This window comes from Proteus vulgaris (genome assembly GCF_011045815.1).
In the GTDB taxonomy this organism is placed as follows: Bacteria; Pseudomonadota; Gammaproteobacteria; order Enterobacterales; family Enterobacteriaceae; genus Proteus; species Proteus vulgaris_B.
Map to the genome: position 1 here is coordinate 78,685 of NZ_CP047346.1, position 22,240 is coordinate 100,924.

24 protein-coding genes and 3 pseudogenes are annotated in these 22,240 nt (G+C 49.5%); 17 read left to right on the forward strand and 10 right to left on the reverse strand.

Annotation, left to right across the window (positions count from 1 at the left end; all coding sequences use genetic code 11):
* Window positions 1-2 precede the first annotated feature (2 nt).
* The 4 genes from GTH24_RS22295 (at window position 3) to GTH24_RS21695 (ending at window position 4,262) form a co-directional block, all read left to right on the forward strand.
* The gene (locus tag GTH24_RS22295; RefSeq protein WP_001447541.1) at window positions 3-887 is read left to right on the forward strand and encodes a DUF3363 domain-containing protein; all 885 of its coding nucleotides are present in this window, start codon (window positions 3-5) and stop codon (window positions 885-887) included.
* A gap of 222 nt (window positions 888-1,109) precedes the next feature.
* Window positions 1,110-2,324 carry a chloramphenicol/florfenicol efflux MFS transporter FloR gene (gene floR, locus GTH24_RS21685; protein WP_000214122.1) on the forward strand — a complete coding sequence of 405 codons (1,215 nt, stop codon included), beginning with the start codon at window positions 1,110-1,112 and terminating at the stop codon, window positions 2,322-2,324.
* 27 nt (window positions 2,325-2,351) lie between these two features.
* On the forward strand, window positions 2,352-2,657 hold the full coding sequence (locus GTH24_RS21690) for a LysR family transcriptional regulator (RefSeq protein ID WP_001255015.1): 306 nt from the start codon (window positions 2,352-2,354) through the stop codon (window positions 2,655-2,657).
* 111 nt (window positions 2,658-2,768) lie between these two features.
* On the forward strand, window positions 2,769-4,262 hold the full coding sequence (locus GTH24_RS21695) for an IS91-like element ISCR2 family transposase (protein ID WP_001120888.1): 1,494 nt from the start codon (window positions 2,769-2,771) through the stop codon (window positions 4,260-4,262).
* 235 nt (window positions 4,263-4,497) lie between these two features.
* Here the strand turns inward: GTH24_RS21695 and glmM are convergent.
* Together glmM and sul2 are read right to left on the reverse strand one after the other, a co-directional pair.
* Window positions 4,498-4,740 (reverse strand): annotated as a pseudogene (gene glmM, locus GTH24_RS21705) (phosphoglucosamine mutase); the annotation flags it as partial.
* Window positions 4,741-4,826: 86 nt separating this feature from the next.
* Window positions 4,827-5,642 carry a sulfonamide-resistant dihydropteroate synthase Sul2 gene (gene sul2 / locus GTH24_RS21710; protein ID WP_001043260.1) on the reverse strand — a complete coding sequence of 272 codons (816 nt, stop codon included), beginning with the start codon at window positions 5,640-5,642 and terminating at the stop codon, window positions 4,827-4,829.
* Between the two features lie 89 nt (window positions 5,643-5,731).
* Here sul2 and GTH24_RS21715 point away from each other — a divergent pair.
* Window positions 5,732-6,822, forward strand: a protein-coding gene (locus GTH24_RS21715) for an IS4-like element ISAba1 family transposase (RefSeq protein ID WP_085940648.1) whose coding sequence is annotated in 2 segments (ribosomal slippage) — window positions 5,732-6,272 and window positions 6,272-6,822 — 1,092 coding nt in all. Because the reading frame shifts where the segments join, the coding sequence is not laid out codon by codon here.
* 196 nt (window positions 6,823-7,018) lie between these two features.
* On the opposite strand, the gene GTH24_RS21725 is transcribed toward GTH24_RS21715, so the two are convergent.
* The 3 genes and pseudogenes from GTH24_RS21725 to GTH24_RS21735 form a co-directional block, all read right to left on the reverse strand.
* A complete protein-coding gene (locus GTH24_RS21725) occupies window positions 7,019-7,504 on the reverse strand; it encodes a hypothetical protein (protein ID WP_006581703.1) in 486 nt (161 codons plus the stop codon).
* A 37-nt stretch (window positions 7,505-7,541) separates the two neighbouring features.
* Window positions 7,542-7,676 carry a phenol hydroxylase subunit gene (locus tag GTH24_RS22530; RefSeq protein ID WP_223231885.1) on the reverse strand — a complete coding sequence of 45 codons (135 nt, stop codon included), beginning with the start codon at window positions 7,674-7,676 and terminating at the stop codon, window positions 7,542-7,544.
* Window positions 7,677-7,729: 53 nt separating this feature from the next.
* Window positions 7,730-9,229, reverse strand: a pseudogene (locus GTH24_RS21735) (Tn3 family transposase); the annotation flags it as partial.
* Window positions 9,230-9,314: 85 nt separating this feature from the next.
* Here GTH24_RS21735 and GTH24_RS21740 point away from each other — a divergent pair.
* Window positions 9,315-10,067, forward strand: a complete 753-nt coding sequence (locus tag GTH24_RS21740; protein WP_000602738.1) for an IS6 family transposase — start codon at window positions 9,315-9,317, stop codon at window positions 10,065-10,067.
* 62 nt (window positions 10,068-10,129) lie between these two features.
* Here GTH24_RS21740 and GTH24_RS21745 read toward each other — a convergent pair.
* The 3 genes and pseudogenes from GTH24_RS21745 to aac(3)-IVa all read right to left on the reverse strand — a co-directional run.
* Window positions 10,130-10,483, reverse strand: a pseudogene (locus GTH24_RS21745) (AAC(3) family N-acetyltransferase); the annotation flags it as partial.
* A gap of 5 nt (window positions 10,484-10,488) precedes the next feature.
* Window positions 10,489-11,514, reverse strand: a complete 1,026-nt coding sequence (aph(4)-Ia, locus tag GTH24_RS21750) for an aminoglycoside O-phosphotransferase APH(4)-Ia (protein WP_000742814.1) — start codon at window positions 11,512-11,514, stop codon at window positions 10,489-10,491.
* 228 nt (window positions 11,515-11,742) lie between these two features.
* The gene (gene aac(3)-IVa / locus GTH24_RS21755) at window positions 11,743-12,519 is read right to left on the reverse strand and encodes an aminoglycoside N-acetyltransferase AAC(3)-IVa (protein WP_001199192.1); all 777 of its coding nucleotides are present in this window, start codon (window positions 12,517-12,519) and stop codon (window positions 11,743-11,745) included.
* Window positions 12,520-12,632: 113 nt separating this feature from the next.
* Between aac(3)-IVa and GTH24_RS21760 the strand changes: the two genes are divergently transcribed.
* The gene (locus tag GTH24_RS21760) at window positions 12,633-13,337 is read left to right on the forward strand and encodes an IS6-like element IS26 family transposase (protein ID WP_001067858.1); all 705 of its coding nucleotides are present in this window, start codon (window positions 12,633-12,635) and stop codon (window positions 13,335-13,337) included.
* A 9-nt stretch (window positions 13,338-13,346) separates the two neighbouring features.
* Window positions 13,347-13,751 carry a bleomycin binding protein gene (gene bleO / locus GTH24_RS21765; protein WP_064732565.1) on the forward strand — a complete coding sequence of 135 codons (405 nt, stop codon included), beginning with the start codon at window positions 13,347-13,349 and terminating at the stop codon, window positions 13,749-13,751.
* A gap of 319 nt (window positions 13,752-14,070) precedes the next feature.
* On the opposite strand, the gene GTH24_RS21770 is transcribed toward bleO (GTH24_RS21765), so the two are convergent.
* Entirely contained in the window at window positions 14,071-14,463 is a 393-nt protein-coding gene (locus tag GTH24_RS21770) for a pyridoxamine 5'-phosphate oxidase family protein (RefSeq protein ID WP_000084744.1), read from the reverse strand.
* Window positions 14,464-14,658: 195 nt separating this feature from the next.
* Between GTH24_RS21770 and GTH24_RS21775 the strand changes: the two genes are divergently transcribed.
* A complete protein-coding gene (locus GTH24_RS21775) occupies window positions 14,659-15,363 on the forward strand; it encodes an IS6-like element IS26 family transposase (RefSeq protein WP_001067855.1) in 705 nt (234 codons plus the stop codon).
* A gap of 189 nt (window positions 15,364-15,552) precedes the next feature.
* Here GTH24_RS21775 and GTH24_RS21780 read toward each other — a convergent pair whose 3' ends face one another.
* A complete protein-coding gene (locus GTH24_RS21780) occupies window positions 15,553-16,368 on the reverse strand; it encodes an aminoglycoside O-phosphotransferase APH(3')-Ia (RefSeq protein ID WP_000018329.1) in 816 nt (271 codons plus the stop codon).
* Window positions 16,369-16,518: 150 nt separating this feature from the next.
* Here GTH24_RS21780 and GTH24_RS21785 point away from each other — a divergent pair, with 150 nt between their 5' ends.
* The 8 genes from GTH24_RS21785 to bleO (GTH24_RS21820) all read left to right on the forward strand — a co-directional run bounded on the left by GTH24_RS21785 (window position 16,519) and on the right by bleO (GTH24_RS21820) (window position 22,201).
* Complete coding sequence (locus GTH24_RS21785) at window positions 16,519-17,223, forward strand: IS6-like element IS26 family transposase (protein ID WP_001067858.1); 705 nt, start codon at window positions 16,519-16,521, stop codon at window positions 17,221-17,223.
* A gap of 39 nt (window positions 17,224-17,262) precedes the next feature.
* A complete protein-coding gene (locus GTH24_RS21790) occupies window positions 17,263-17,940 on the forward strand; it encodes a helix-turn-helix domain-containing protein (RefSeq protein WP_156734540.1) in 678 nt (225 codons plus the stop codon).
* Between the two features lie 88 nt (window positions 17,941-18,028).
* Complete coding sequence (locus tag GTH24_RS21795; RefSeq protein ID WP_124724886.1) at window positions 18,029-18,298, forward strand: hypothetical protein; 270 nt, start codon at window positions 18,029-18,031, stop codon at window positions 18,296-18,298.
* A complete protein-coding gene (locus GTH24_RS21800) occupies window positions 18,232-18,531 on the forward strand; it encodes a DUF536 domain-containing protein (RefSeq protein WP_015639707.1) in 300 nt (99 codons plus the stop codon). Before GTH24_RS21795 ends, GTH24_RS21800 begins: the two co-directional genes overlap by 67 nt.
* A 31-nt stretch (window positions 18,532-18,562) precedes the next feature.
* Entirely contained in the window at window positions 18,563-19,612 is a 1,050-nt protein-coding gene (gene cfr, locus GTH24_RS21805; RefSeq protein WP_156734542.1) for a 23S rRNA (adenine(2503)-C(8))-methyltransferase Cfr, read from the forward strand.
* Window positions 19,613-20,336: 724 nt separating this feature from the next.
* Complete coding sequence (locus GTH24_RS21810; RefSeq protein ID WP_164526969.1) at window positions 20,337-20,870, forward strand: recombinase family protein; 534 nt, start codon at window positions 20,337-20,339, stop codon at window positions 20,868-20,870.
* Window positions 20,871-20,916: 46 nt separating this feature from the next.
* Complete coding sequence (locus GTH24_RS21815; RefSeq protein ID WP_001067858.1) at window positions 20,917-21,621, forward strand: IS6-like element IS26 family transposase; 705 nt, start codon at window positions 20,917-20,919, stop codon at window positions 21,619-21,621.
* 193 nt (window positions 21,622-21,814) lie between these two features.
* Entirely contained in the window at window positions 21,815-22,201 is a 387-nt protein-coding gene (gene bleO, locus GTH24_RS21820; RefSeq protein ID WP_063102497.1) for a bleomycin binding protein, read from the forward strand.
* Window positions 22,202-22,240 lie beyond the last annotated feature (39 nt).

A 22,240-nucleotide genomic window follows, 5' to 3' on the forward strand; every position in this document is an offset into this window, starting at 1 on the left:
AAATGCTGCGTTCACAGCGCCGCGGCAGGGATCCGCCGTGCTGGTTGTCGGAAAAGGAGCCGCTAGTGGGAAAGAGGAGGGTAAATTTTCAGCGTTGCTGGCTCCCCGTCAGCCGGATTGGGTTGCATCGCAGGGGTGTCGAAAGAGTCAACTGCGGTCCAAAGCTGTTGGACTTGGGTGAAAAGGGCGTTTATTCTTCCTATACGTGCCGCGTTCCAGGCGGCGACTATGAGGGCTATGTCGATGCCCATGTGCGCCGGCTGGAGGCGCTACGCCGGGCCGGTATCGTCGAGCGGATCGACGCCGACCAATGGCGCATCCCCGATGATCTGGTCAGCCGTGCCGCCGCCCATGACGCCGGCCGAGACAGTCAGGCCAGCGTTCGCGTCCTTTCCCCGGTCGATCTGAACAAACAGATCGGATCGGACGGCGCGACCTGGCTGGACCGGCGGCTGATCCACGGCGAGACGGCCGACCTTGCGCCAACCGGCTTCGGGCAACAAGTCCGCGAAGCCATGGACCAGCGCCGCGAGCACCATATCGAACAGGGCGACGCCACCCGCAGCCGGGACAGCCGCGTCTTCTACCGGCGCAACCTTCTCGCCATCCTGCGGGAGCGCGAGGTAGCCGGCGTCGGATCGGATATGGCTTTGAGTAAGGGCCTGCCGTTCCGCGCCGCCACGGACGGCGAGAGCGTCAGCGGCAAGTTTACCGGAACCGTGCATCTATCGAGCGGCAAGTTCGCCGTGGTCGAGAAATCCCATGAGTTCACCCTTGTCCCGTGGCGGCCGATCATCGACCGCCAACTCGGCCGCGAGGTTATGGGCATCGTGCAGGGCGGGTCGGTGTCGTGGCAGTTAGGGCGGCAGAGGGGGCTGGAACGCTGAGTGCGCCCATGCCGCATTGCGAAGCAAAAGATAATCTGATAAAATGTAGCAATTCATATTCGTAAGCGTGGAGTAATCAGATGGGAAATTCCAAGTCAGCAGACAAGTAAGCCGCAACAACCAGTATTGTTGTTGCGGCGCTCTGTAAGGCTAGTCTCATCTGATTGCTGACGAGCAGACGTCGCCCGGTATTCCTTAATCTTAATCGAGGGTTGATTCGTCATGACCACCACACGCCCCGCGTGGGCCTATACGCTGCCGGCAGCACTGCTGCTGATGGCTCCTTTCGACATCCTCGCTTCACTGGCGATGGATATTTATCTCCCTGTCGTTCCAGCGATGCCCGGCATCCTGAACACGACGCCCGCTATGATCCAACTCACGTTGAGCCTCTATATGGTGATGCTCGGCGTGGGCCAGGTGATTTTTGGTCCGCTCTCAGACAGAATCGGGCGACGGCCAATTCTACTTGCGGGCGCAACGGCTTTCGTCATTGCGTCTCTGGGAGCAGCTTGGTCTTCAACTGCACCGGCCTTTGTCGCTTTCCGTCTACTTCAAGCAGTGGGCGCGTCGGCCATGCTGGTGGCGACGTTCGCGACGGTTCGCGACGTTTATGCCAACCGTCCTGAGGGTGTCGTCATCTACGGCCTTTTCAGTTCGATGCTGGCGTTCGTGCCTGCGCTCGGCCCTATCGCCGGAGTATTGATCGGCGAGTTCTTGGGATGGCAGGCGATATTCATTACTTTGGCTATACTGGCGATGCTCGCACTCCTAAATGCGGGTTTCAGGTGGCACGAAACCCGCCCTCTGGATCAAGTCAAGACGCGCCGATCTGTCTTGCCGATCTTCGCGAGTCCGGCTTTTTGGGTTTACACTGTCGGCTTTAGCGCCGGTATGGGCACCTACTTCGTCTTCTTCTCGACGGCTCCCCGTGTGCTCATAGGCCAAGCGGAATATTCCGAGATCGGATTCAGCTTTGCCTTCGCCACTGTCGCGCTTGTAATGATCGTGACAACCCGTTTCGCGAAGTCCTTTGTCGCCAGATGGGGCATCGCAGGATGCGTGGCGCGTGGGATGGCGTTGCTTGTTTGCGGAGCGGTCCTGTTGGGGATCGGCGAACTTTACGGCTCGCCGTCATTCCTCACCTTCATCCTACCGATGTGGGTTGTCGCGGTCGGTATTGTCTTCACGGTGTCCGTTACCGCGAACGGCGCTTTGGCAGAGTTCGACGACATCGCGGGATCAGCGGTCGCGTTCTACTTCTGCGTTCAAAGCCTGATAGTCAGCATTGTCGGGACATTGGCGGTGGCACTTTTAAACGGTGACACAGCGTGGCCCGTGATCTGTTACGCCACGGCGATGGCGGTACTGGTTTCGTTGGGGCTGGTGCTCCTTCGGCTCCGTGGGGCTGCCACCGAGAAGTCGCCAGTCGTCTAACCGACGACTGGTAGCAGGCCCGCTCCGATGCGGCGCACTAACCATCGAAACCTCGTGAATGTCGGTATCCTGTCTGGCAGGATACCGCTCATTTCCCTTGTTCAGTTCATCGCCGTCGCCGAGCATCTGAATTTTCGGCATGCGGCCAAGGCACTTGGTATCAGCCAGTCGAGCGTCAGCGCGCGTGTGAAAGCGCTGGAGGATAACCTTGGTGTCCTGCTATTTGAGCGCCATGCGCGGGGCGTTCGGCTAACAGACGCAGGCAGGCACTTCATGGAGCGTGTCACGGCGGGTGTCGATCAACTCGATCACGCAGTGAAGACCGCGGAGTGACGGGCACTGGCTGGCAATGTCTAGCAACGGCAGGCATTTCGGCTGAGGGTAAAAGAACTTTCCGCTAAGCGATAGACTGTATGTAAACACAGTATTGCAAGGACGCGGAACATGCCTCATGTGGCGGCCAGGACGGCCAGCCGGGATCGGGATACTGGTCGTTACCAGAGCCACCGACCCGAGCAAACCCTTCTCTATCAGATCGTTGACGAGTATTACCCGGCATTCGCTGCGCTTATGGCAGAGCAGGGAAAGGAATTGCCGGGCTATGTGCAACGGGAATTTGAAGAATTTCTCCAATGCGGGCGGCTGGAGCATGGCTTTCTACGGGTTCGCTGCGAGTCTTGCCACGCCGAGCACCTGGTCGCTTTCAGCTGTAAGCGTCGCGGTTTCTGCCCGAGCTGTGGGGCGCGGCGGATGGCCGAAAGTGCCGCCTTGCTGGTTGATGAAGTACTGCCTGAACAACCCATGCGTCAGTGGGTGTTGAGCTTCCCGTTTCAGCTGCGTTTCCTGTTTGCCAGCCGGCCCGAGATCATGGGGTGGGTGCTGGGCATCGTTTACCGCGTCATTGCCACGCACCTGGTCAAGAAAGCGGGCCATACCCACCAAGTGGCCAAGACGGGCGCGGTCACCCTGATCCAGCGTTTTGGATCGGCGCTCAATCTGAATGTTCACTTCCACATGCTGTTTCTCGACGGTGTGTATGTCGAGCAATCCCACGGCTCAGCGCGTTTCCGCTGGGTCAAGGCGCCGACCAGCCCAGAGCTCACCCAGCTGACGCACACCATCGCCCACCGGGTGGGTCGCTATCTGGAACGGCAAGGCCTGCTGGAACGGGATGTCGAAAACAGCTATCTGGCCTCGGATGCGGTGGATGACGACCCGATGACACCCCTGCTGGGGCACTCGATCACTTACCGTATCGCTGTCGGTTCACAGGCGGGGCGAAAGGTGTTCACTTTGCAAACTCTGCCGACCAGTGGTGATCCGTTCGGTGACGGGATTGGCAAGGTAGCCGGGTCCAGCCTGCACGCCGGCGTGGCGGCCAGGGCCGATGAACGCAAGAAGCTCGAACGGCTGTGCCGGTACATCAGCCGCCCGGCGGTATCCGAGAAGCGGCTGTCGTTAACACGAGGCGGCAACGTGCGCTACCAGCTCAAGACGCCGTACCGGGACGGCACCACGCACGTCATTTTCGAACCATTGGATTTCATTGCAAGGCTGGCCGCCCTGGTACCGAAGCCCAGAGTCAACCTAACCCGCTTCCACGGGGTGTTCGCACCCAACAGTCGGCACCGGGCGTTGGTCACGCCGGCAAAACGGGGCAGGGGCAACAAGGTCAGGGTGGCTGATGAACCGGCAACACCAGCACAACGGCGAGCGTCGATGACATGGGCGCAACGGCTCAAGCGTGTTTTCAATATCGACATCGAGACCTGCAGCGGCTGCGGCGGCGCCATGAAAGTCATCGCCTGCATTGAAGACCCTATAGTGATCAAGCAGATCCTTGATCACCTGAAGCACAAAGCCGAAACCAGCGGGACCAGGGCGTTACCCGAAAGCCGGGCGCCACCGGCTGAGCTGCTCCTGGGTCTGTTTGACTGACGAGCCTGAAGGCCAACGATACCAATCAAAATGCTGCGTTCACAGCGCCGCGGCAGGGATCCGCCGTGCTGGTTGTCGGAAAAGGAGCCGCTAGTGGGAAAGAGGAGGGTAAATTTTCAGCGTTGCTGGCTCCCCGTCAGCCGGATTGGGTTGCATCGCAGGGGTGTCGAAAGAGTCAACTGCGGTCCAAAGCTGTTGGACTTGGGTGAAAAGGGCGTTTATTCTTCCTATACGTTGTCGGCAGCGGGCCAAAAAGGAATACGTCCATGCCCATCGAGGTGAAACCGGCTGTGAGCGCGGGTTCAAGCATATAGCCCGACAGGCGCGTATCCTTGCCGATCACGACACGATGGCGGTGGTCACCGCGACGAAAGACACGGCCAGCCGCCATGCCGACGCGCAAGGCGGTTTCCGCCGTCATCGCGCCTTCGTTGGCTTTGCCACGAATACCGTCTGTGCCGAAATATTTGCGCACCATAAGGTCGATTATCCTGTCGTCGGGTCGCCCTCAAAGGGGACATGCCTGCTGAACCGCGAATATAGAGAAATATCCCGAATGTGCAGTTAACGAATTCTTGCGGTTTCTTTCAGCGCCGCCAATACCGCCAGCCCGTCGCGCAAGGGGCGCGGCTCGTGTGTGCGGATGAAGTCAGCTCCACCTGCGGCGGCGGCAAGCTCTGCAGCGAGTGTCGCGGCCCCGACATCCCCCGGACCACGGCCTGTGAGCGCGCGCAGAAAGGATTTGCGCGAAACAGACAGAAGCACCGGCAAATCGAAGCGCAGCCGCAATTCATCGAACCGCGCCAGCACCGAGAGCGAGGTTTCGGGAGCAGCCCCCAGAAAAAACCCCATGCCGGGATCAAGGACAAGGCGGTTGCGTTTGATACCGGCACCCGTCAGCGCCGCGATGCGCGCGTCAAAGAACGCCGCAATGTGATCCATGATGTCGCCAGCGGGTGCCTCGCGCCGATCTGCCTGCCCGTCTTGCACCGAATGCATAACGACGAGTTTGGCAGATGATTTCGCCAATTGCGGATAGAACGCAGCGTCTGGAAAACCGCGAATATCATTGAGATAGGCCACACCACGCGACAAGGCATAGGCTTGCGTCGCGGGTTGATAACTGTCGAGCGAGACGGGAATGCCATCTGCCTTGAGCGCGTCCAGCACCGGCGCGATACGCGCGATTTCTGTGTCGGACGAAACAGGCGCGGCGTCGGGATTGCTGGATGCCGGACCGAGGTCGATCACATCTGCCCCCTCGGCCATCAGCTTACGCGCCTGCGCAATGGCTGCGTCTGGCGCCAGATACCGGCCTCCATCGGAGAAACTGTCCGAGGTTATGTTGACGATGCCGAAAATGATGAGCGATTTATTCATGGGGGCTTCTATAATAATCTCTGTACACGACAAAAATAGATAACTCATTGAAATAATGTCACAATAATTGTTTTCTAACGACGAATACTATGACACATCTCAATGAGTTATATCTTATCTTAAACAAATCTCTAAAATGGAACAAGTCACATTTAAAGTGCTTTGCGCTCATCATGCTTGTGATTATTTTAAAGCAAACATGTAATCTTTCTTCTGCATCTAAAGCCTTGCCCATCAAGTGTTTACCACAATCATTTTATCGACGTATGCAGCGCTTCTTTGCAGGTCAGTATTTTGATTATCGTCAAATTTCTCAGTTGATTTTCAATATGTTTTCATTCGACCAAGTGCAACTGACTTTAGATAGAACCAATTGGAAATGGGGAAAACGAAATATTAATATCCTGATGCTCGCAATCGTTTATCGTGGAATAGCGATACCTATCCTTTGGACATTGCTTAATAAACGTGGAAATTCAGATACGAAAGAGCGTATTGCTTTGATTCAACGCTTTATAGCCATTTTTGGTAAAGACCGTATTGTGAATGTGTTCGCAGACAGAGAGTTTATCGGTGAGCAGTGGTTTACATGGTTAATTGAACAAGACATCAACTTCTGCATTCGTGTTAAAAAAACTTCATTGTCACCAATCATTTAGGAAAGAATCATAAAATTAGTGATTTATTTCGCCATCTTAAAGTTGGTCAAATTGAATGTCGTAAACGACGGATTTTGGTTGGTCGGGTGAAACTATATATAAGTGCACTACAGTTAGAAAATGGAGAGCTTTTACTCGTCGTTTCTCCTCAGTTTAATGCCAATGCTATTCAGGATTATGCATTACGCTGGGAAATTGAAACCTTATTCAGTTGTCTCAAAGGACGCGGGTTTAATCTTGAAAATACGCGCTTGACAGACCCTAGACGAGTGAAAAAATTGATTGCGGTGTTAGCTATAAGCTTCTGTTGGTGTTACTTAACGGGTGAATGGCAACATAATCAAAAAAAAGCGATAAAAATAAAGAAGCATGGACGACTCTCAATGAGTTTATTTCGCTATGGTTTAGACTATGTTCAAATGGCGATTCAGCGTTTAATTGGTTTTGGGAAAAAAGAAGAGTTTAAGGAAATTTTGGCAATTTTAAGAAAGCAGAATCCTGATAGGATAAGGGTTCTGTGAAATTTGTCGTGTACAGAGTATAATAATAATAATCGAGCATGAGTCTCATACGGATGCTCGGGTCGAAAGGGAATCCCCAGGCGAGTAACCTGTTTGCGGTGATCCATTAGCTGCAGGAGCAGAAGAGCATACATCTGGAAGCAAAGCCAGGAAAGCGGCCTATGGAGCTGTGCGGCAGCGCTCAGTAGGCAATTTTTCAAAATATTGTTAAGCCTTTTCTGAGCATGGTATTTTTCATGGTATTACCAATTAGCAGGAAAATAAGCCATTGAATATAAAAGATAAAAATGTCTTGTTTACAATAAAGTGGGAGTAGTAATTTCGTTACTTTGTTTAGAATTTCTTCAGAAATATTTCTTAATAAATCGTGTTTTTCAACAAGCGTAAAATTACTTTCTAAAATCTCTTGTTGTTTAGCTCGAGTTTGGGTATAAGCCCCATAATAAAATTGACGAGGATCTTTAAGCACGTACCAATCTTTCATTTGGATTACAGTACGGCCCTTATCGTAAAGATCAAATTCAGGCTGCCATAAAGGTTTGTAATGAAAATTAATTTCTTCCTGAATATCGTAGGTCGCTTCTTGATAACGTGAAGCTGGTTTATCACCAAATCTTTTTTCAATATAAGCATAAGTATTTCTTAAAGGCTTAACTGAAGATGTTTTAATATCAATTTGCATATAAATCTTCCTGATTTTTTAATAAAGACTAGAGTTTTTATTCTCTAATACCGGCCTGTCCAAATCGCCACTTCATGCGGTCATATTCAATCTTTGCAAAATCATCCGTACTTAGGTGCTGTACTTGATGGTGTGCGCAGAATTCTTCAAAAGCCTTGACTGGCATAATCATTTCTACAGCTAACTCTGGATGGGGTCGTTTGCGGGAGGGGGCGGAATCCTACGCTAAGGCTTTGGCCAGCGATATTCTCCGGTGAGATTGATGTGTTCCCATCCGAGCGGCGAAACATGGGCCAAGAGATCGGGCGATAGCAGCTTTCCATCGCGTTTCTGGTTTGCAACGACCTCGCCGAGCTTCATGGTGTTCCAGAAGATGATGATGGCGGCGAGCAGATTCATGCCGGCGATGCGGTAATGCTGGCCTTCGGCGGAACGGTCGCGGATTTCACCGCGGCGGTGGAAGCTGATTGCCCGCTTCAGCGCATGATGAGCTTCGCCTTTGTTGAGCCCGATCTGGGCACGCCGTTGGAGTTCGGCATCCAGAATCCAGTCGATCATGAACAGGGTGCGCTCGACGCGACCGACTTCCCGCAGGGCTGTCGCGAGCTCGTTCTGCCGCGGATAGGAGGCGAGTTTCCGCAGAATCTGGCTTGGCGCGACGGTCCCGGCAGCAATGGTGGCGGCGATGCGCAGGATGTCGGGCCAATTGCGCTCGATCATGGCTTGGTTGACCTTTCCGCCGATCAACGCTCGCAGGTGCGCCGGGGCGGCCGACGGATTGAACGCGTAGAGCCGTTTGGATGGCAGGTCGCGGATGCGCGGAGCGAACCGGTAGCCGAGAATGGCACATGCGGCAAAGACGTGATCGGTGAAGCCGCCCGTGTCGGTGAACTGCTCGCGGATATGGCGTCCAGCATCGTTCATCAGCAGGCCATCGAGGATGTAAGGCGCTTCGCTTGCCGTTGCAGGAATCACCTGGGTTGCGAACGGCGCATATTGGTCGGAGACGTGGCTATAGGCTTTCAGGCCCGGGGTATTGCCATATTTCGCGTTGACCAGGTTCATGGCCTCACCTTGCTCTGTAGCGACGAAGAACTGTCCGTCGCTCGAAGCCGACGTGCCCATGCCCCAGAACCGGGCCATGGGTAACGCTGCCTGTGCCTCGACCACCATGGCCAGCGCCCGGTCATAGGCTTCGCCCTCGACATGCCACCGTCCAATGCGGATCAATTCCCAGAAGGTGTGGGTGTTTGTCGCATCCGCCATTTTGCGCAAGCCGAGGTTGATCCCTTCCGCCAAGATAACGTTCATTAGCCCGATCCGGTCAGCGCAGGGTGCTCCTGTGCGCAGATGGGTGAACGCTTCGGTGAAGCCGGTCGCCGCATCCACCTCCAGCAGGAGATCGGTGATGCGCGTGGGCGGGATCTGCTTGTAGAGATCGAGCACCAGATCTTCGGCGCCTGTCGGCGCGGCGGCTTCGAGTTTCTCGATATGCAGAACGCCGTTTTCAATCGACCCGCCCGGGATCGTGCCTGCGCGAGCGGCACGGCCAAGCTCGCGCAACCGCATGTCGAGGCGAGCTTGCCGGTCTGCCAGCCATTCCTCCGGCCGCAATGGCACAGCGAGACGACCGCCTTCCGCGATGGATTGTGCCGGAACGAGTGCGTGTTTCAGATCGCCATAGCGCCGGGACCTAGTAAGCCAGACATCTCCGGAGCGGAACGCATGGCCTTGTCGCAAATTCTTCAGGTTAACTCGATGTTGACCATGGGGAGAGAAGTTGCCGCTCCTGATATTGCGGAGCGAGCCGATGATTTTGAATACCATTGCCGAAAAGCTGAAGCGCCAGTCGAAGGATGATTTCAAGGGCAGGCATTTCGAGGCCTGGCTGATTGTACAGGCGGTTGCCTGGTACTTGCGCTACCCGCTCAGCTATCGTGACTTGGAAGAGATGTTTCGCGAGCGGGGCTTCGAGGTCGATCATAGCACGATCAACCGCTGGGTATTGGCTTATGCACCTGTCATCGAGAAACGGCTGCGGCAGTTTCGTCGACCCCATTGCGGCTCGGTCCGGATTGATGAGACCTATGTCAAGATCCGCGGCAAATGGCGCTATCTGTACCGAGCCATCGATAAGCATGGCAATCCGGTGGATTTCCTGCTGACCGCTAAGCGCGATCTCGACGCTGCCAAGCGGTTCTTCCGAAAGATGCTTAAAGATGAACCCTTGTTGTCGCCGAACAGGATTGGGACGGACGGGGCCAACACCTTCCCGTCAACGATCAAAACGTCGGTTGATGATGGGCTTCTCCATCCCGATCCCGTGCATTATGTGACCAAACATCTCCAGCAGGGGATTGAGAGCGACCATTTCCGGGTGAAGAAGAACATGCCGAAGATCGGCGGTTTCCAATCCTTTAACACGGCGCGGCGAACCATCGCGGGTTTCGAGGCGATGCTGTGGCTGCGGAAGGGCTTTGGCTTTTCAGGCGGCTGGACCGTCAATGACCAGAATGATTTGCTTGCGCGCCTCTTCGGACTGCAAAAGGTTAACAAAGCATGAAAATACCGGCCTTGGCTGGGTGATAGCTGCCTCCAAAAGTGTTTGCGACACGCCCGGAACAATTCAGCCACTGCACCCATGTTCCGAGTTGGTGTGGTTTGCGGATCGTATGCCGGCATCTCGTTGCGCAAGATCTGCACCCAATCGGCAGGCACGGGCGGCGATCTCCAATCTGCGGGATCAGTCAGATCACCCGAGTGCGTGGGCATGACAATCGTGCCCTGGGGACCAACACAATCCAGAAGGGCCTGAATCACTGCGACCGGCCCTCCCGCGACCCAGCCGAGCGAGCTTAGCGAACTGTGGACGAGAACTGTGCCACCAAGCGTAAGGCCGTTCTCTCGCATTTGCCTTGCTAGGCTCGCGCGAGTTGCTGGCTGAGGCGTTCTCGAAATCAGCTCTTGTTCGGTCGGCATCTACTCTATTCCTTTGCCCTCGGACGAGTGCTGGGGCGTCGGTTTCCACTATCGGCGAGTACTTCTACACAGCCATCGGTCCAGACGGCCGCGCTTCTGCGGGCGATTTGTGTACGCCCGACAGTCCCGGCTCCGGATCGGACGATTGCGTCGCATCGACCCTGCGCCCAAGCTGCATCATCGAAATTGCCGTCAACCAAGCTCTGATAGAGTTGGTCAAGACCAATGCGGAGCATATACGCCCGGAGCCGCGGCGATCCTGCAAGCTCCGGATGCCTCCGCTCGAAGTAGCGCGTCTGCTGCTCCATACAAGCCAACCACGGCCTCCAGAAGAAGATGTTGGCGACCTCGTATTGGGAATCCCCGAACATCGCCTCGCTCCAGTCAATGACCGCTGTTATGCGGCCATTGTCCGTCAGGACATTGTTGGAGCCGAAATCCGCGTGCACGAGGTGCCGGACTTCGGGGCAGTCCTCGGCCCAAAGCATCAGCTCATCGAGAGCCTGCGCGACGGACGCACTGACGGTGTCGTCCATCACAGTTTGCCAGTGATACACATGGGGATCAGCAATCGCGCATATGAAATCACGCCATGTAGTGTATTGACCGATTCCTTGCGGTCCGAATGGGCCGAACCCGCTCGTCTGGCTAAGATCGGCCGCAGCGATCGCATCCATGGCCTCCGCGACCGGCTGCAGAACAGCGGGCAGTTCGGTTTCAGGCAGGTCTTGCAACGTGACACCCTGTGCACGGCGGGAGATGCAATAGGTCAGGCTCTCGCTGAATTCCCCAATGTCAAGCACTTCCGGAATCGGGAGCGCGGCCGATGCAAAGTGCCGATAAACATAACGATCTTTGTAGAAACCATCGGCGCAGCTATTTACCCGCAGGACATATCCACGCCCTCCTACATCGAAGCTGAAAGCACGAGATTCTTCGCCCTCCGAGAGCTGCATCAGGTCGGAGACGCTGTCGAACTTTTCGATCAGAAACTTCTCGACAGACGTCGCGGTGAGTTCAGGCTTTTTCATATCTCATTGCCCCCGGACGAGCGTCTGCTCCGCCATTCGCCGTCCGCCGTGCCAATCGGATCAGCCGTCCAAATGCGGGATTTTCGTTAGTCGGAGGCCAAACGGCATTGAGCGTCAGCATATCATCAGCGAGCTGAAGAAAGACAATCCCCGATCCGCTCCACGTGTTGCCCCAGCAATCAGCGCGACCTTGCCCCTCCAACGTCATCTCGTTCTCCGCTCATGAGCTCAGCCAATCGACTGGCGAGCGGCATCGCATTCTTCGCATCCCGCCTCTGGCGGATGCAGGAAGATCAACGGATCTCGGCCCAGTTGACCCAGGGCTGTCGCCACAATGTCGCGGGAGCGAATCAACCGAGCAAAGGCATGACCGACTGGACCTTCCTTCTGAAGGCTCTTCTCCTTGAGCCACCTGTCCGCCAAGGCAAAGCGCTCACAGCAGTGGTCATTCTCGAGATAATCGACGCGTACCAACTTGCCATCCTGAAGAATGGTGCAGTGTCTCGGCACCCCATAGGGAACCTTTGCCATCAACTCGGCAAGATGCAGCGTCGTGTTGGCATCGTGTCCCACGCCGAGGAGAAGTACCTGCCCATCGAGTTCATGGACACGGGCGACCGGGCTTGCAGGCGAGTGAGGTGGCAGGGGCAATGGATCAGAGATGATCTGCTCTGCCTGTGGCCCCGCTGCCGCAAAGGCAAATGGATGGGCGCTGCGCTTTACATTTGGCAGGCGCCAGAATGTGTCAGAGACAACTCCAAGGTCCGGTGTAACGGGCGACGTGGCAGGATCGAACGGCTCGTCGTCCAGACCTGACCACGAGGGCATGACGAGCGTCCCTCCCGGACCCAGCGCAGCACGCAGGGCCTCGATCAGTCCAAGTGGCCCATCTTCGAGGGGCCGGACGCTACGGAAGGAGCTGTGGACCAGCAGCACACCGCCGGGGGTAACCCCAAGGTTGAGAAGCTGACCGATGAGCTCGGCTTTTCGCCATTCGTATTGCACGACATTGCACTCCACCGCTGATGACATCAGTCGATCATAGCACGATCAACGGCACTGTTGCAAATAGTCGGTGGTGATAAACTTATCATCCCCTTTTGCTGATGGAGCTGCACATGAACCCATTCAAAGGCCGGCATTTTCAGCGTGACATCATTCTGTGGGCCGTACGCTGGTACTGCAAATACGGCATCAGTTACCGTGAGCTGCAGGAGATGCTGGCTGAACGCGGAGTGAATGTCGATCACTCCACGATTTACCGCTGGGTTCAGCGTTATGCGCCTGAAATGGAAAAACGGCTGCGCTGGTACTGGCGTAACCCTTCCGATCTTTGCCCGTGGCACATGGATGAAACCTACGTGAAGGTCAATGGCCGCTGGGCGTATCTGTACCGGGCCGTCGACAGCCGGGGCCGCACTGTCGATTTTTATCTCTCCTCCCGTCGTAACAGCAAAGCTGCATACCGGTTTCTGGGTAAAATCCTCAACAACGTGAAGAAGTGGCAGATCCCACGATTCATCAACACGGATAAAGCGCCCGCCTATGGTCGCGCGCTTGCTCTGCTCAAACGCGAAGGCCGGTGCCCGTCTGACGTTGAACACCGACAGATTAAGTACCGGAACAACGTGATTGAATGCGATCATGGCAAACTGAAACGGATAATCAACGCCACGCTGGGATTTAAATCCATGAAGACGGCTTACGCCACCATCAAAGGTATTGAGGTGATGCGTGCACTACGCAAAGGCCAGGCCTCAGCATTTTATTATGGTGATCCCCTGGGCGAAATGCGCCTGGTAAGCAGAGTTTTTGAAATGTAAGGCCTTTGAATAAGACAAAAGGCTGCCTCATCGCTAACTTTGCAACAGTGCCTTAAAAAGAGTATAGGTTTTTATTGCGATAAACTAGGTTTCACTTTGGTTCACCATGAAGATGGATTCGCAGTTCTAATGTGTAATGAGGTTCGGATTCATCTATGGGAGGCAAGTGATGAAGGCTGGCGCTCTCGTAGTAATGATTCACCGGTTTGTACAGGTGCGGAGTCGTTTATTGCTGGTACTGCTAGTTGCCGCATTGAAGTAGAGGGAATTGATGAATTATATCAACATATTAAGCCTTTGGGCATTTTGCACCCCAATACATCATTAAAAGATCAGTGGTGGGATGAACGAGACTTTGCAGTAATTGATCCCGACAACAATTTGATTAGCTTTTTTCAACAAATAAAAAGCTAAAATCTATTATTAATCTGTTCAGCAATCGGGCGCGATTGCTGAATAAAAGATACGAGAGACCTCTCTTGTATCTTTTTTATTTTGAGTGGTTTTGTCCGTTACACTAGAAAACCGAAAGACAATAAAAATTTTATTCTTGCTGAGTCTGGCTTTCGGTAAGCTAGACAAAACGGACAAAATAAAAATCTAAATATGCTTGAACAACTTGTAACTTAAATTCATAACTGTATTTTGCCATAAAAAATGACCTCCCATAAGTTAGATTTTTGGTCTAACTTATGGGGGTCAGTTCATTCTACACTTGGGCTGCATGTTTTGATTAATTATCTAATATCTCCGGATCTCCTGTAAAGGAATATAAAACTGCCTGCATGTTTTTCAAATAAAATACGGTGAATTTCCCATCATCAGCGCTATACATATCTCTCAAAGGCGGATTTGCTTCAAGCATTGCTTCCCTTGCTTCCACGGTATCATCAATTACGGCTTCGCCGGTGAGCCGAATCCATTTTCCTTTTGCCATACCTGAGACTTCCACCTTTGAATTTGCCAATAACTGCTGATAAACTTTTTTCTGATTGGTTGTACCAAGATAGACCTTGCCATTCCTCTCCATGGCTGCATTAAACGGTCTGACCCTTGGCTGGTCTCCTTCAACGGTTGCAAAATAAAAAGTTTTTGCTTCATTTAAAAAATCAACAACTTGACTCATCCTTTTTTACCTCCATAAATAAATTTTTCTTTACTTTTCTTTGACCTAAATTCCACGTGCATTTTTTATTAGCTTAAAAGAACACTATTTCACGAAGAATTTAAACTGATACTCCCACATTGTAACATTATTGGCACTGTTGCAAATAGTCGGTGGTGATAAACTTATCATCCCCTTTTGCTGATGGAGCTGCACATGAACCCATTCAAAGGCCGGCATTTTCAGCGTGACATCATTCTGTGGGCCGTACGCTGGTACTGCAAATACGGCATCAGTTACCGTGAGCTGCAGGAGATGCTGGCTGAACGCGGAGTGAATGTCGATCACTCCACGATTTACCGCTGGGTTCAGCGTTATGCGCCTGAAATGGAAAAACGGCTGCGCTGGTACTGGCGTAACCCTTCCGATCTTTGCCCGTGGCACATGGATGAAACCTACGTGAAGGTCAATGGCCGCTGGGCGTATCTGTACCGGGCCGTCGACAGCCGGGGCCGCACTGTCGATTTTTATCTCTCCTCCCGTCGTAACAGCAAAGCTGCATACCGGTTTCTGGGTAAAATCCTCAACAACGTGAAGAAGTGGCAGATCCCGCGATTCATCAACACGGATAAAGCGCCCGCCTATGGTCGCGCGCTTGCTCTGCTCAAACGCGAAGGCCGGTGCCCGTCTGACGTTGAACACCGACAGATTAAGTACCGGAACAACGTGATTGAATGCGATCATGGCAAACTGAAACGGATAATCGGCGCCACGCTGGGATTTAAATCCATGAAGACGGCTTACGCCACCATCAAAGGTATTGAGGTGATGCGTGCACTACGCAAAGGCCAGGCCTCAGCATTTTATTATGGTGATCCCCTGGGCGAAATGCGCCTGGTAAGCAGAGTTTTTGAAATGTAAGGCCTTTGAATAAGACAAAAGGCTGCCTCATCGCTAACTTTGCAACAGTGCCAATTTATGAGTAAAGGATTATGTCCACGATAAGCACCTGGGTCGATTCCTGGGAGGCGGCCATGAGGGTAGGGAAGCGCCGTCCCGTCAAGTCAGCGTAATGCTCTGCCAGTGTTACAACCAATTAACCAATTCTGATTAGAAAAACTCATCGAGCATCAAATGAAACTGCAATTTATTCATATCAGGATTATCAATACCATATTTTTGAAAAAGCCGTTTCTGTAATGAAGGAGAAAACTCACCGAGGCAGTTCCATAGGATGGCAAGATCCTGGTATCGGTCTGCGATTCCGACTCGTCCAACATCAATACAACCTATTAATTTCCCCTCGTCAAAAATAAGGTTATCAAGTGAGAAATCACCATGAGTGACGACTGAATCCGGTGAGAATGGCAAAAGCTTATGCATTTCTTTCCAGACTTGTTCAACAGGCCAGCCATTACGCTCGTCATCAAAATCACTCGCATCAACCAAACCGTTATTCATTCGTGATTGCGCCTGAGCGAGACGAAATACGCGATCGCTGTTAAAAGGACAATTACAAACAGGAATCGAATGCAACCGGCGCAGGAACACTGCCAGCGCATCAACAATATTTTCACCTGAATCAGGATATTCTTCTAATACCTGGAATGCTGTTTTCCCGGGGATCGCAGTGGTGAGTAACCATGCATCATCAGGAGTACGGATAAAATGCTTGATGGTCGGAAGAGGCATAAATTCCGTCAGCCAGTTTAGTCTGACCATCTCATCTGTAACATCATTGGCAACGCTACCTTTGCCATGTTTCAGAAACAACTCTGGCGCATCGGGCTTCCCATACAATCGATAGATTGTCGCACCTGATTGCCCGACATTATCGCGAGCCCATTTATACCCATATAAATCAGCATCCATGTTGGAATTTAATCGCGGCCTCGAGCAAGACGTTTCCCGTTGAATATGGCTCATAACACCCCTTGTATTACTGTTTATGTAAGCAGACAGTTTTATTGTTCATGATGATATATTTTTATCTTGTGCAATGTAACATCAGAGGGCACTGTTGCAAATAGTCGGTGGTGATAAACTTATCATCCCCTTTTGCTGATGGAGCTGCACATGAACCCATTCAAAGGCCGGCATTTTCAGCGTGACATCATTCTGTGGGCCGTACGCTGGTACTGCAAATACGGCATCAGTTACCGTGAGCTGCAGGAGATGCTGGCTGAACGCGGAGTGAATGTCGATCACTCCACGATTTACCGCTGGGTTCAGCGTTATGCGCCTGAAATGGAAAAACGGCTGCGCTGGTACTGGCGTAACCCTTCCGATCTTTGCCCGTGGCACATGGATGAAACCTACGTGAAGGTCAATGGCCGCTGGGCGTATCTGTACCGGGCCGTCGACAGCCGGGGCCGCACTGTCGATTTTTATCTCTCCTCCCGTCGTAACAGCAAAGCTGCATACCGGTTTCTGGGTAAAATCCTCAACAACGTGAAGAAGTGGCAGATCCCACGATTCATCAACACGGATAAAGCGCCCGCCTATGGTCGCGCGCTTGCTCTGCTCAAACGCGAAGGCCGGTGCCCGTCTGACGTTGAACACCGACAGATTAAGTACCGGAACAACGTGATTGAATGCGATCATGGCAAACTGAAACGGATAATCAACGCCACGCTGGGATTTAAATCCATGAAGACGGCTTACGCCACCATCAAAGGTATTGAGGTGATGCGTGCACTACGCAAAGGCCAGGCCTCAGCATTTTATTATGGTGATCCCCTGGGCGAAATGCGCCTGGTAAGCAGAGTTTTTGAAATGTAAGGCCTTTGAATAAGACAAAAGGCTGCCTCATCGCTAACTTTGCAACAGTGCCCTTTAGATTATATTAATTCTTATGCAGATGAAGAAAAAAATAGAGTAGATATAAATAAGCGATTTAGACCAACTCAATATAGTTTAGAAGAAGCAGAAGAGAAGTTTCCTGAGTGGTATGAGAGAGTAATTGTTCAAGGAGATAAGAGAGCTAAAAGATGGGATATAAAGAGAGATCTTTATGATTGGTGGTTAAGACAGTCTTATAAAGTTAAAGGTGGACATCGTTATTTTTATTTGATGTGTATGGCAATTTATGCTGTAAAGTGTAATATTCCAAAAAATGAAGTTCGAGAAGATATGTATAAAATTTTTGATGAATTAAAGGAAATAGAACATTCTAATCCTTTAGAAGAAGATGATATTAAATCAGCTTTAGAAACCTATGACAGACAATATTATAATTTTACCATTGATGACATTGTAAAATTAACAGATATCCCTATTGAAAAAAACAAAAGAAATTATAGAAAACAAGATCAACATTTAAAACTTGCAAGAGGACAATTAGAATTACTTAAAGAGATGGGAGAAGTAGAAGTAGGTAGACCTTCAAAAGAGAGTCTTGTTAGGGAATATTTAGAAGATAATCCTGAGCATTCTCCAACAGAAATAGCTAGAAATTTAGGAATCAGTCGTACAACAGTATATAAGTATCTAAATTAAAGTGTACAGCACCGTACTAAAGTGTACAACGAAACGTACAGCAATCTGTACAGCGTTATGATACAATGATTTATAAGTGAGGTGGCATATGAAGGAGAAAATTTATACAATAAAAAACTTATGTGATGAATTAAATCAACCAAGACAAAAAGTAAGAAGAAGACTTGAAAAGCTTGAAATTAAAGCTATTAATGAAGATACAAGAACTTATGAAAATGAACCTCTGGAGTATAATCACCAAGCTTTTTTGAAATTAGCAGAAGAATTTGATGTACGAATTGACAATAAAGAGTGTACAGCAAGTGTACAACGAATGAACAGCACCGTACAGCAGAAGAAACAAGCAAAGATAAACTGATAAAGGTACTAGAAGAGCAGTTAGAAGAAGCGAATAAATCAAGAGCAAATTTAGAAAAACTTTTAGATCAACAACAACAATTAACTTTGATTTCTAATAGAAAAATAGAAGCATTAAAACTAGAATTTGAAAAAAAGGAAATGGAAAAAAAAGTTGGTAATGGGATAAATAAAAAAGAAAAAACCAAATTCAAAAATTATATGGAGATCTGTATAATAAAGAATAATTATTAATCTGTAGACAAATTGTGAAAGGATGAAAGAAATGAATTTTAATAATAAAACAAAGTATGGTAAAATACAGGAATTTTTAAGAAGTAATAATGAGCCTGATTATAGAATAAAACAAATAACCAATGCGATTTTTAAACAAAGAATTAGTCGATTTGAGGATATGAAGGTTCTTCCAAAATTACTTAGGGAGGATTTAATAAATAATTTTGGAGAAACAGTTTTGAATATCAAGCTCTTAGCAGAGCAAAATTCAGAGCAAGTTACGAAAGTGCTTTTTGAAGTATCAAAGAATGAGAGAGTAGAAACGGTAAACATGAAGTATAAAGCAGGTTGGGAGTCATTTTGTATATCATCACAATGCGGATGTAATTTTGGGTGTAAATTTTGTGCTACAGGCGACATTGGATTGAAAAAAAACCTAACTGTAGATGAGATAACAGATCAAGTTTTATACTTCCATTTATTAGGTCATCAAATTGATAGCATTTCTTTTATGGGAATGGGTGAAGCTCTAGCCAACCGTAAAGTATTTGATGCTCTTGATTCGTTTACGGATCCTAATTTATTTGCATTAAGTCCTCGTAGACTTTCTATATCAACGATTGGTATTATACCTAGTATCAAAAAAATAACCCAGGAATATCCTCAAGTAAATCTTACATTTTCATTACACTCACCTTATAGTGAGGAACGCAGCAAATTGATGCCAATAAATGATAGATACCCAATAGATGAGGTAATGAATATACTCGATGAACATATAAGATTAACTTCAAGGAAAGTATATATAGCTTATATCATGTTGCCTGGTGTAAATGATTCTCTTGAGCATGCAAACGAAGTTGTTAGCCTTCTTAAAAGTCGCTATAAATCAGGGAAGTTATATCATGTAAATTTGATACGATACAATCCTACAATAAGTGTACCTGAGATGTATGGAGAAGCAAACGAAGGGCAGGTAGAAGCCTTTTACAAAGTTTTGAAGTCTGCTGGTATCCATGTCACAATTAGAAGTCAATTTGGGATTGATATTGACGCTGCTTGTGGTCAATTATATGGTAATTATCAAAATAGCCAATAGTATTGAACAAGGTATATAGCTGATATAATAAGGTGAATTTTTAAATAATATTAATGCAATTAATATTATTTTGATAACTCAATTATGCTAGTATTTTCTTCAAATATGAATGGACTACTGGGTGGAAGATAATTAACTAATCTGTATTCTTCTAATTTGAAATGAATAAGTTTCAAAGTACTAAGATATAGGATTAGTCATCCATTTTTTTTAAATCAGTTTAACTAGATGTTTTGTTTGTCGAATGACAAAAAACTCTTATTTAGTATAAATGAATAGATAATCCTTCCAATAATAATTAGGAGGATTTTTTATTCTCCCTAAATACAAATGTAAGTTAATGAAATATATACTTGAAGATGTTTATGGCATTCTAAAAATGTAGTCTTTGGCAGTTAATTTATGTAGTCTCTCTAGAGAACAACTTGAAAGTATTCGGGAATGCGTTCAGCTTCATAAAACCCTCCTCAATTATATAATCTGAAACCCTCTTGCTAAGTTCTTCTTCAACTTTTTGAAAACCTTTTAATATCATTTGATTTCTCACTTTATTAGCGTTCGTAAAAGTACACTTTTACGAACGCTTTGAAAAAGGCTAAAAAGGTCCGAAAAAAGCGTTCGTAAACGTATCAAAACACTTTACGAACGTTCGCGAAATCGCACACACTTTTACGAACGCTTTTCAGGTATAATTAAGGGGAAGAATCGTTCTTAGAGGTGAATTATGGAAAATCGCAAATTTGGCTACATACGTGTCAGCAGCAAAGATCAAAACGAAGGCCGTCAATTGGAAGCCATGAGAAAAATCGGCATCACTGAACGGGACATTTATTTGGACAAGCAGAGTGGAAAGAATTTTGAACGGGCGAATTATCAACTATTGAAACGGATTATTCGAAAAGGCGACATTTTATATATCCACTCACTGGATCGGTTTGGCCGGAACAAAGAAGAGATTCTCCAGGAGTGGAATGACCTAACGAAAAATATTGAAGCGGATATTGTGGTGCTGGATATGCCATTATTGGACACGACTCAATACAAAGACAGCATGGGAACCTTTATTGCTGATTTGGTTTTGCAGATTCTTTCGTGGATGGCTGAAGAGGAACGGGAGCGCATTCGGAAAAGGCAGCGTGAAGGAATCGACTTGGCGCTGCAAAATGGCATACAATTTGGCCGGTCCCCTGTTGTTGTTTCAGATGAATTCAAAGAGGTTTATAGAAAATGGAAAGCTAAAGGGCACTGTTGCAAATAGTCGGTGGTGATAAACTTATCATCCCCTTTTGCTGATGGAGCTGCACATGAACCCATTCAAAGGCCGGCATTTTCAGCGTGACATCATTCTGTGGGCCGTACGCTGGTACTGCAAATACGGCATCAGTTACCGTGAGCTGCAGGAGATGCTGGCTGAACGCGGAGTGAATGTCGATCACTCCACGATTTACCGCTGGGTTCAGCGTTATGCGCCTGAAATGGAAAAACGGCTGCGCTGGTACTGGCGTAACCCTTCCGATCTTTGCCCGTGGCACATGGATGAAACCTACGTGAAGGTCAATGGCCGCTGGGCGTATCTGTACCGGGCCGTCGACAGCCGGGGCCGCACTGTCGATTTTTATCTCTCCTCCCGTCGTAACAGCAAAGCTGCATACCGGTTTCTGGGTAAAATCCTCAACAACGTGAAGAAGTGGCAGATCCCACGATTCATCAACACGGATAAAGCGCCCGCCTATGGTCGCGCGCTTGCTCTGCTCAAACGCGAAGGCCGGTGCCCGTCTGACGTTGAACACCGACAGATTAAGTACCGGAACAACGTGATTGAATGCGATCATGGCAAACTGAAACGGATAATCAACGCCACGCTGGGATTTAAATCCATGAAGACGGCTTACGCCACCATCAAAGGTATTGAGGTGATGCGTGCACTACGCAAAGGCCAGGCCTCAGCATTTTATTATGGTGATCCCCTGGGCGAAATGCGCCTGGTAAGCAGAGTTTTTGAAATGTAAGGCCTTTGAATAAGACAAAAGGCTGCCTCATCGCTAACTTTGCAACAGTGCCGCCCCAGCAGCATCTCCAGCTGTGAACGCTGTTCGGCTGACGGTATCAGTGCCAGTTTGTTCCACAGGCGCAACGTCGCCTTTTCCCTTACCTCTGAAATCAACCGGGTCAGCGTAGTGGCTCCGGGGAGAATAATAGTCTATCCCGGCATTGCCAGTCGGGGATATTAAAAAGAGTATAGGTTTTTATTGCGATAAACTAGGTTTCACTTTGGTTCACCATGAAGATGGATTCGCAGTTCTAATGTGTAATGAGGTTCGGATTCATCTATGGGAGGCAAGTGATGAAGGCTGGCGCTCTCGTAGTAATGATTCACCGGTTTGTACAGGTGCGGAGTCGTTTATTGCTGGTACTGCTAGTTGCCGCATTGAAGTAGAGGGAATTGATGAATTATATCAACATATTAAGCCTTTGGGCATTTTGCACCCCAATACATCATTAAAAGATCAGTGGTGGGATGAACGAGACTTTGCAGTAATTGATCCCGACAACAATTTGATTAGCTTTTTTCAACAAATAAAAAGCTAAAATCTATTATTAATCTGTTCAGCAATCGGGCGCGATTGC

Excerpts from the sequence above, each read along its gene's own strand:
- GTH24_RS22295 (WP_001447541.1), top strand. The coding sequence starts at position 3 with ATGCTGCGTTCACAGCGCCGCGGCAGGGATCCGCCGTGCTGGTTGTCG.
- floR (WP_000214122.1), top strand. The coding sequence starts at position 1,110 with ATGACCACCACACGCCCCGCGTGGGCCTATACGCTGCCGGCAGCACTG.
- GTH24_RS21690 (WP_001255015.1), top strand. The coding sequence starts at position 2,352 with ATGCGGCGCACTAACCATCGAAACCTCGTGAATGTCGGTATCCTGTCT.
- GTH24_RS21695 (WP_001120888.1), top strand. The coding sequence starts at position 2,769 with ATGCCTCATGTGGCGGCCAGGACGGCCAGCCGGGATCGGGATACTGGT.
- sul2 (WP_001043260.1), bottom strand. The coding sequence starts at position 5,642 with ATGAATAAATCGCTCATCATTTTCGGCATCGTCAACATAACCTCGGAC.
- GTH24_RS21725 (WP_006581703.1), bottom strand. The coding sequence starts at position 7,504 with ATGCAAATTGATATTAAAACATCTTCAGTTAAGCCTTTAAGAAATACT.
- GTH24_RS22530 (WP_223231885.1), bottom strand. The coding sequence starts at position 7,676 with ATGATTATGCCAGTCAAGGCTTTTGAAGAATTCTGCGCACACCATCAA.
- GTH24_RS21740 (WP_000602738.1), top strand. The coding sequence starts at position 9,315 with ATGATTTTGAATACCATTGCCGAAAAGCTGAAGCGCCAGTCGAAGGAT.
- GTH24_RS21760 (WP_001067858.1), top strand. The coding sequence starts at position 12,633 with ATGAACCCATTCAAAGGCCGGCATTTTCAGCGTGACATCATTCTGTGG.
- GTH24_RS21770 (WP_000084744.1), bottom strand. The coding sequence starts at position 14,463 with ATGAGTCAAGTTGTTGATTTTTTAAATGAAGCAAAAACTTTTTATTTT.
- GTH24_RS21775 (WP_001067855.1), top strand. The coding sequence starts at position 14,659 with ATGAACCCATTCAAAGGCCGGCATTTTCAGCGTGACATCATTCTGTGG.
- GTH24_RS21780 (WP_000018329.1), bottom strand. The coding sequence starts at position 16,368 with ATGAGCCATATTCAACGGGAAACGTCTTGCTCGAGGCCGCGATTAAAT.
- GTH24_RS21785 (WP_001067858.1), top strand. The coding sequence starts at position 16,519 with ATGAACCCATTCAAAGGCCGGCATTTTCAGCGTGACATCATTCTGTGG.
- GTH24_RS21795 (WP_124724886.1), top strand. The coding sequence starts at position 18,029 with ATGAAGGAGAAAATTTATACAATAAAAAACTTATGTGATGAATTAAAT.
- cfr (WP_156734542.1), top strand. The coding sequence starts at position 18,563 with ATGAATTTTAATAATAAAACAAAGTATGGTAAAATACAGGAATTTTTA.
- GTH24_RS21810 (WP_164526969.1), top strand. The coding sequence starts at position 20,337 with ATGGAAAATCGCAAATTTGGCTACATACGTGTCAGCAGCAAAGATCAA.
- GTH24_RS21815 (WP_001067858.1), top strand. The coding sequence starts at position 20,917 with ATGAACCCATTCAAAGGCCGGCATTTTCAGCGTGACATCATTCTGTGG.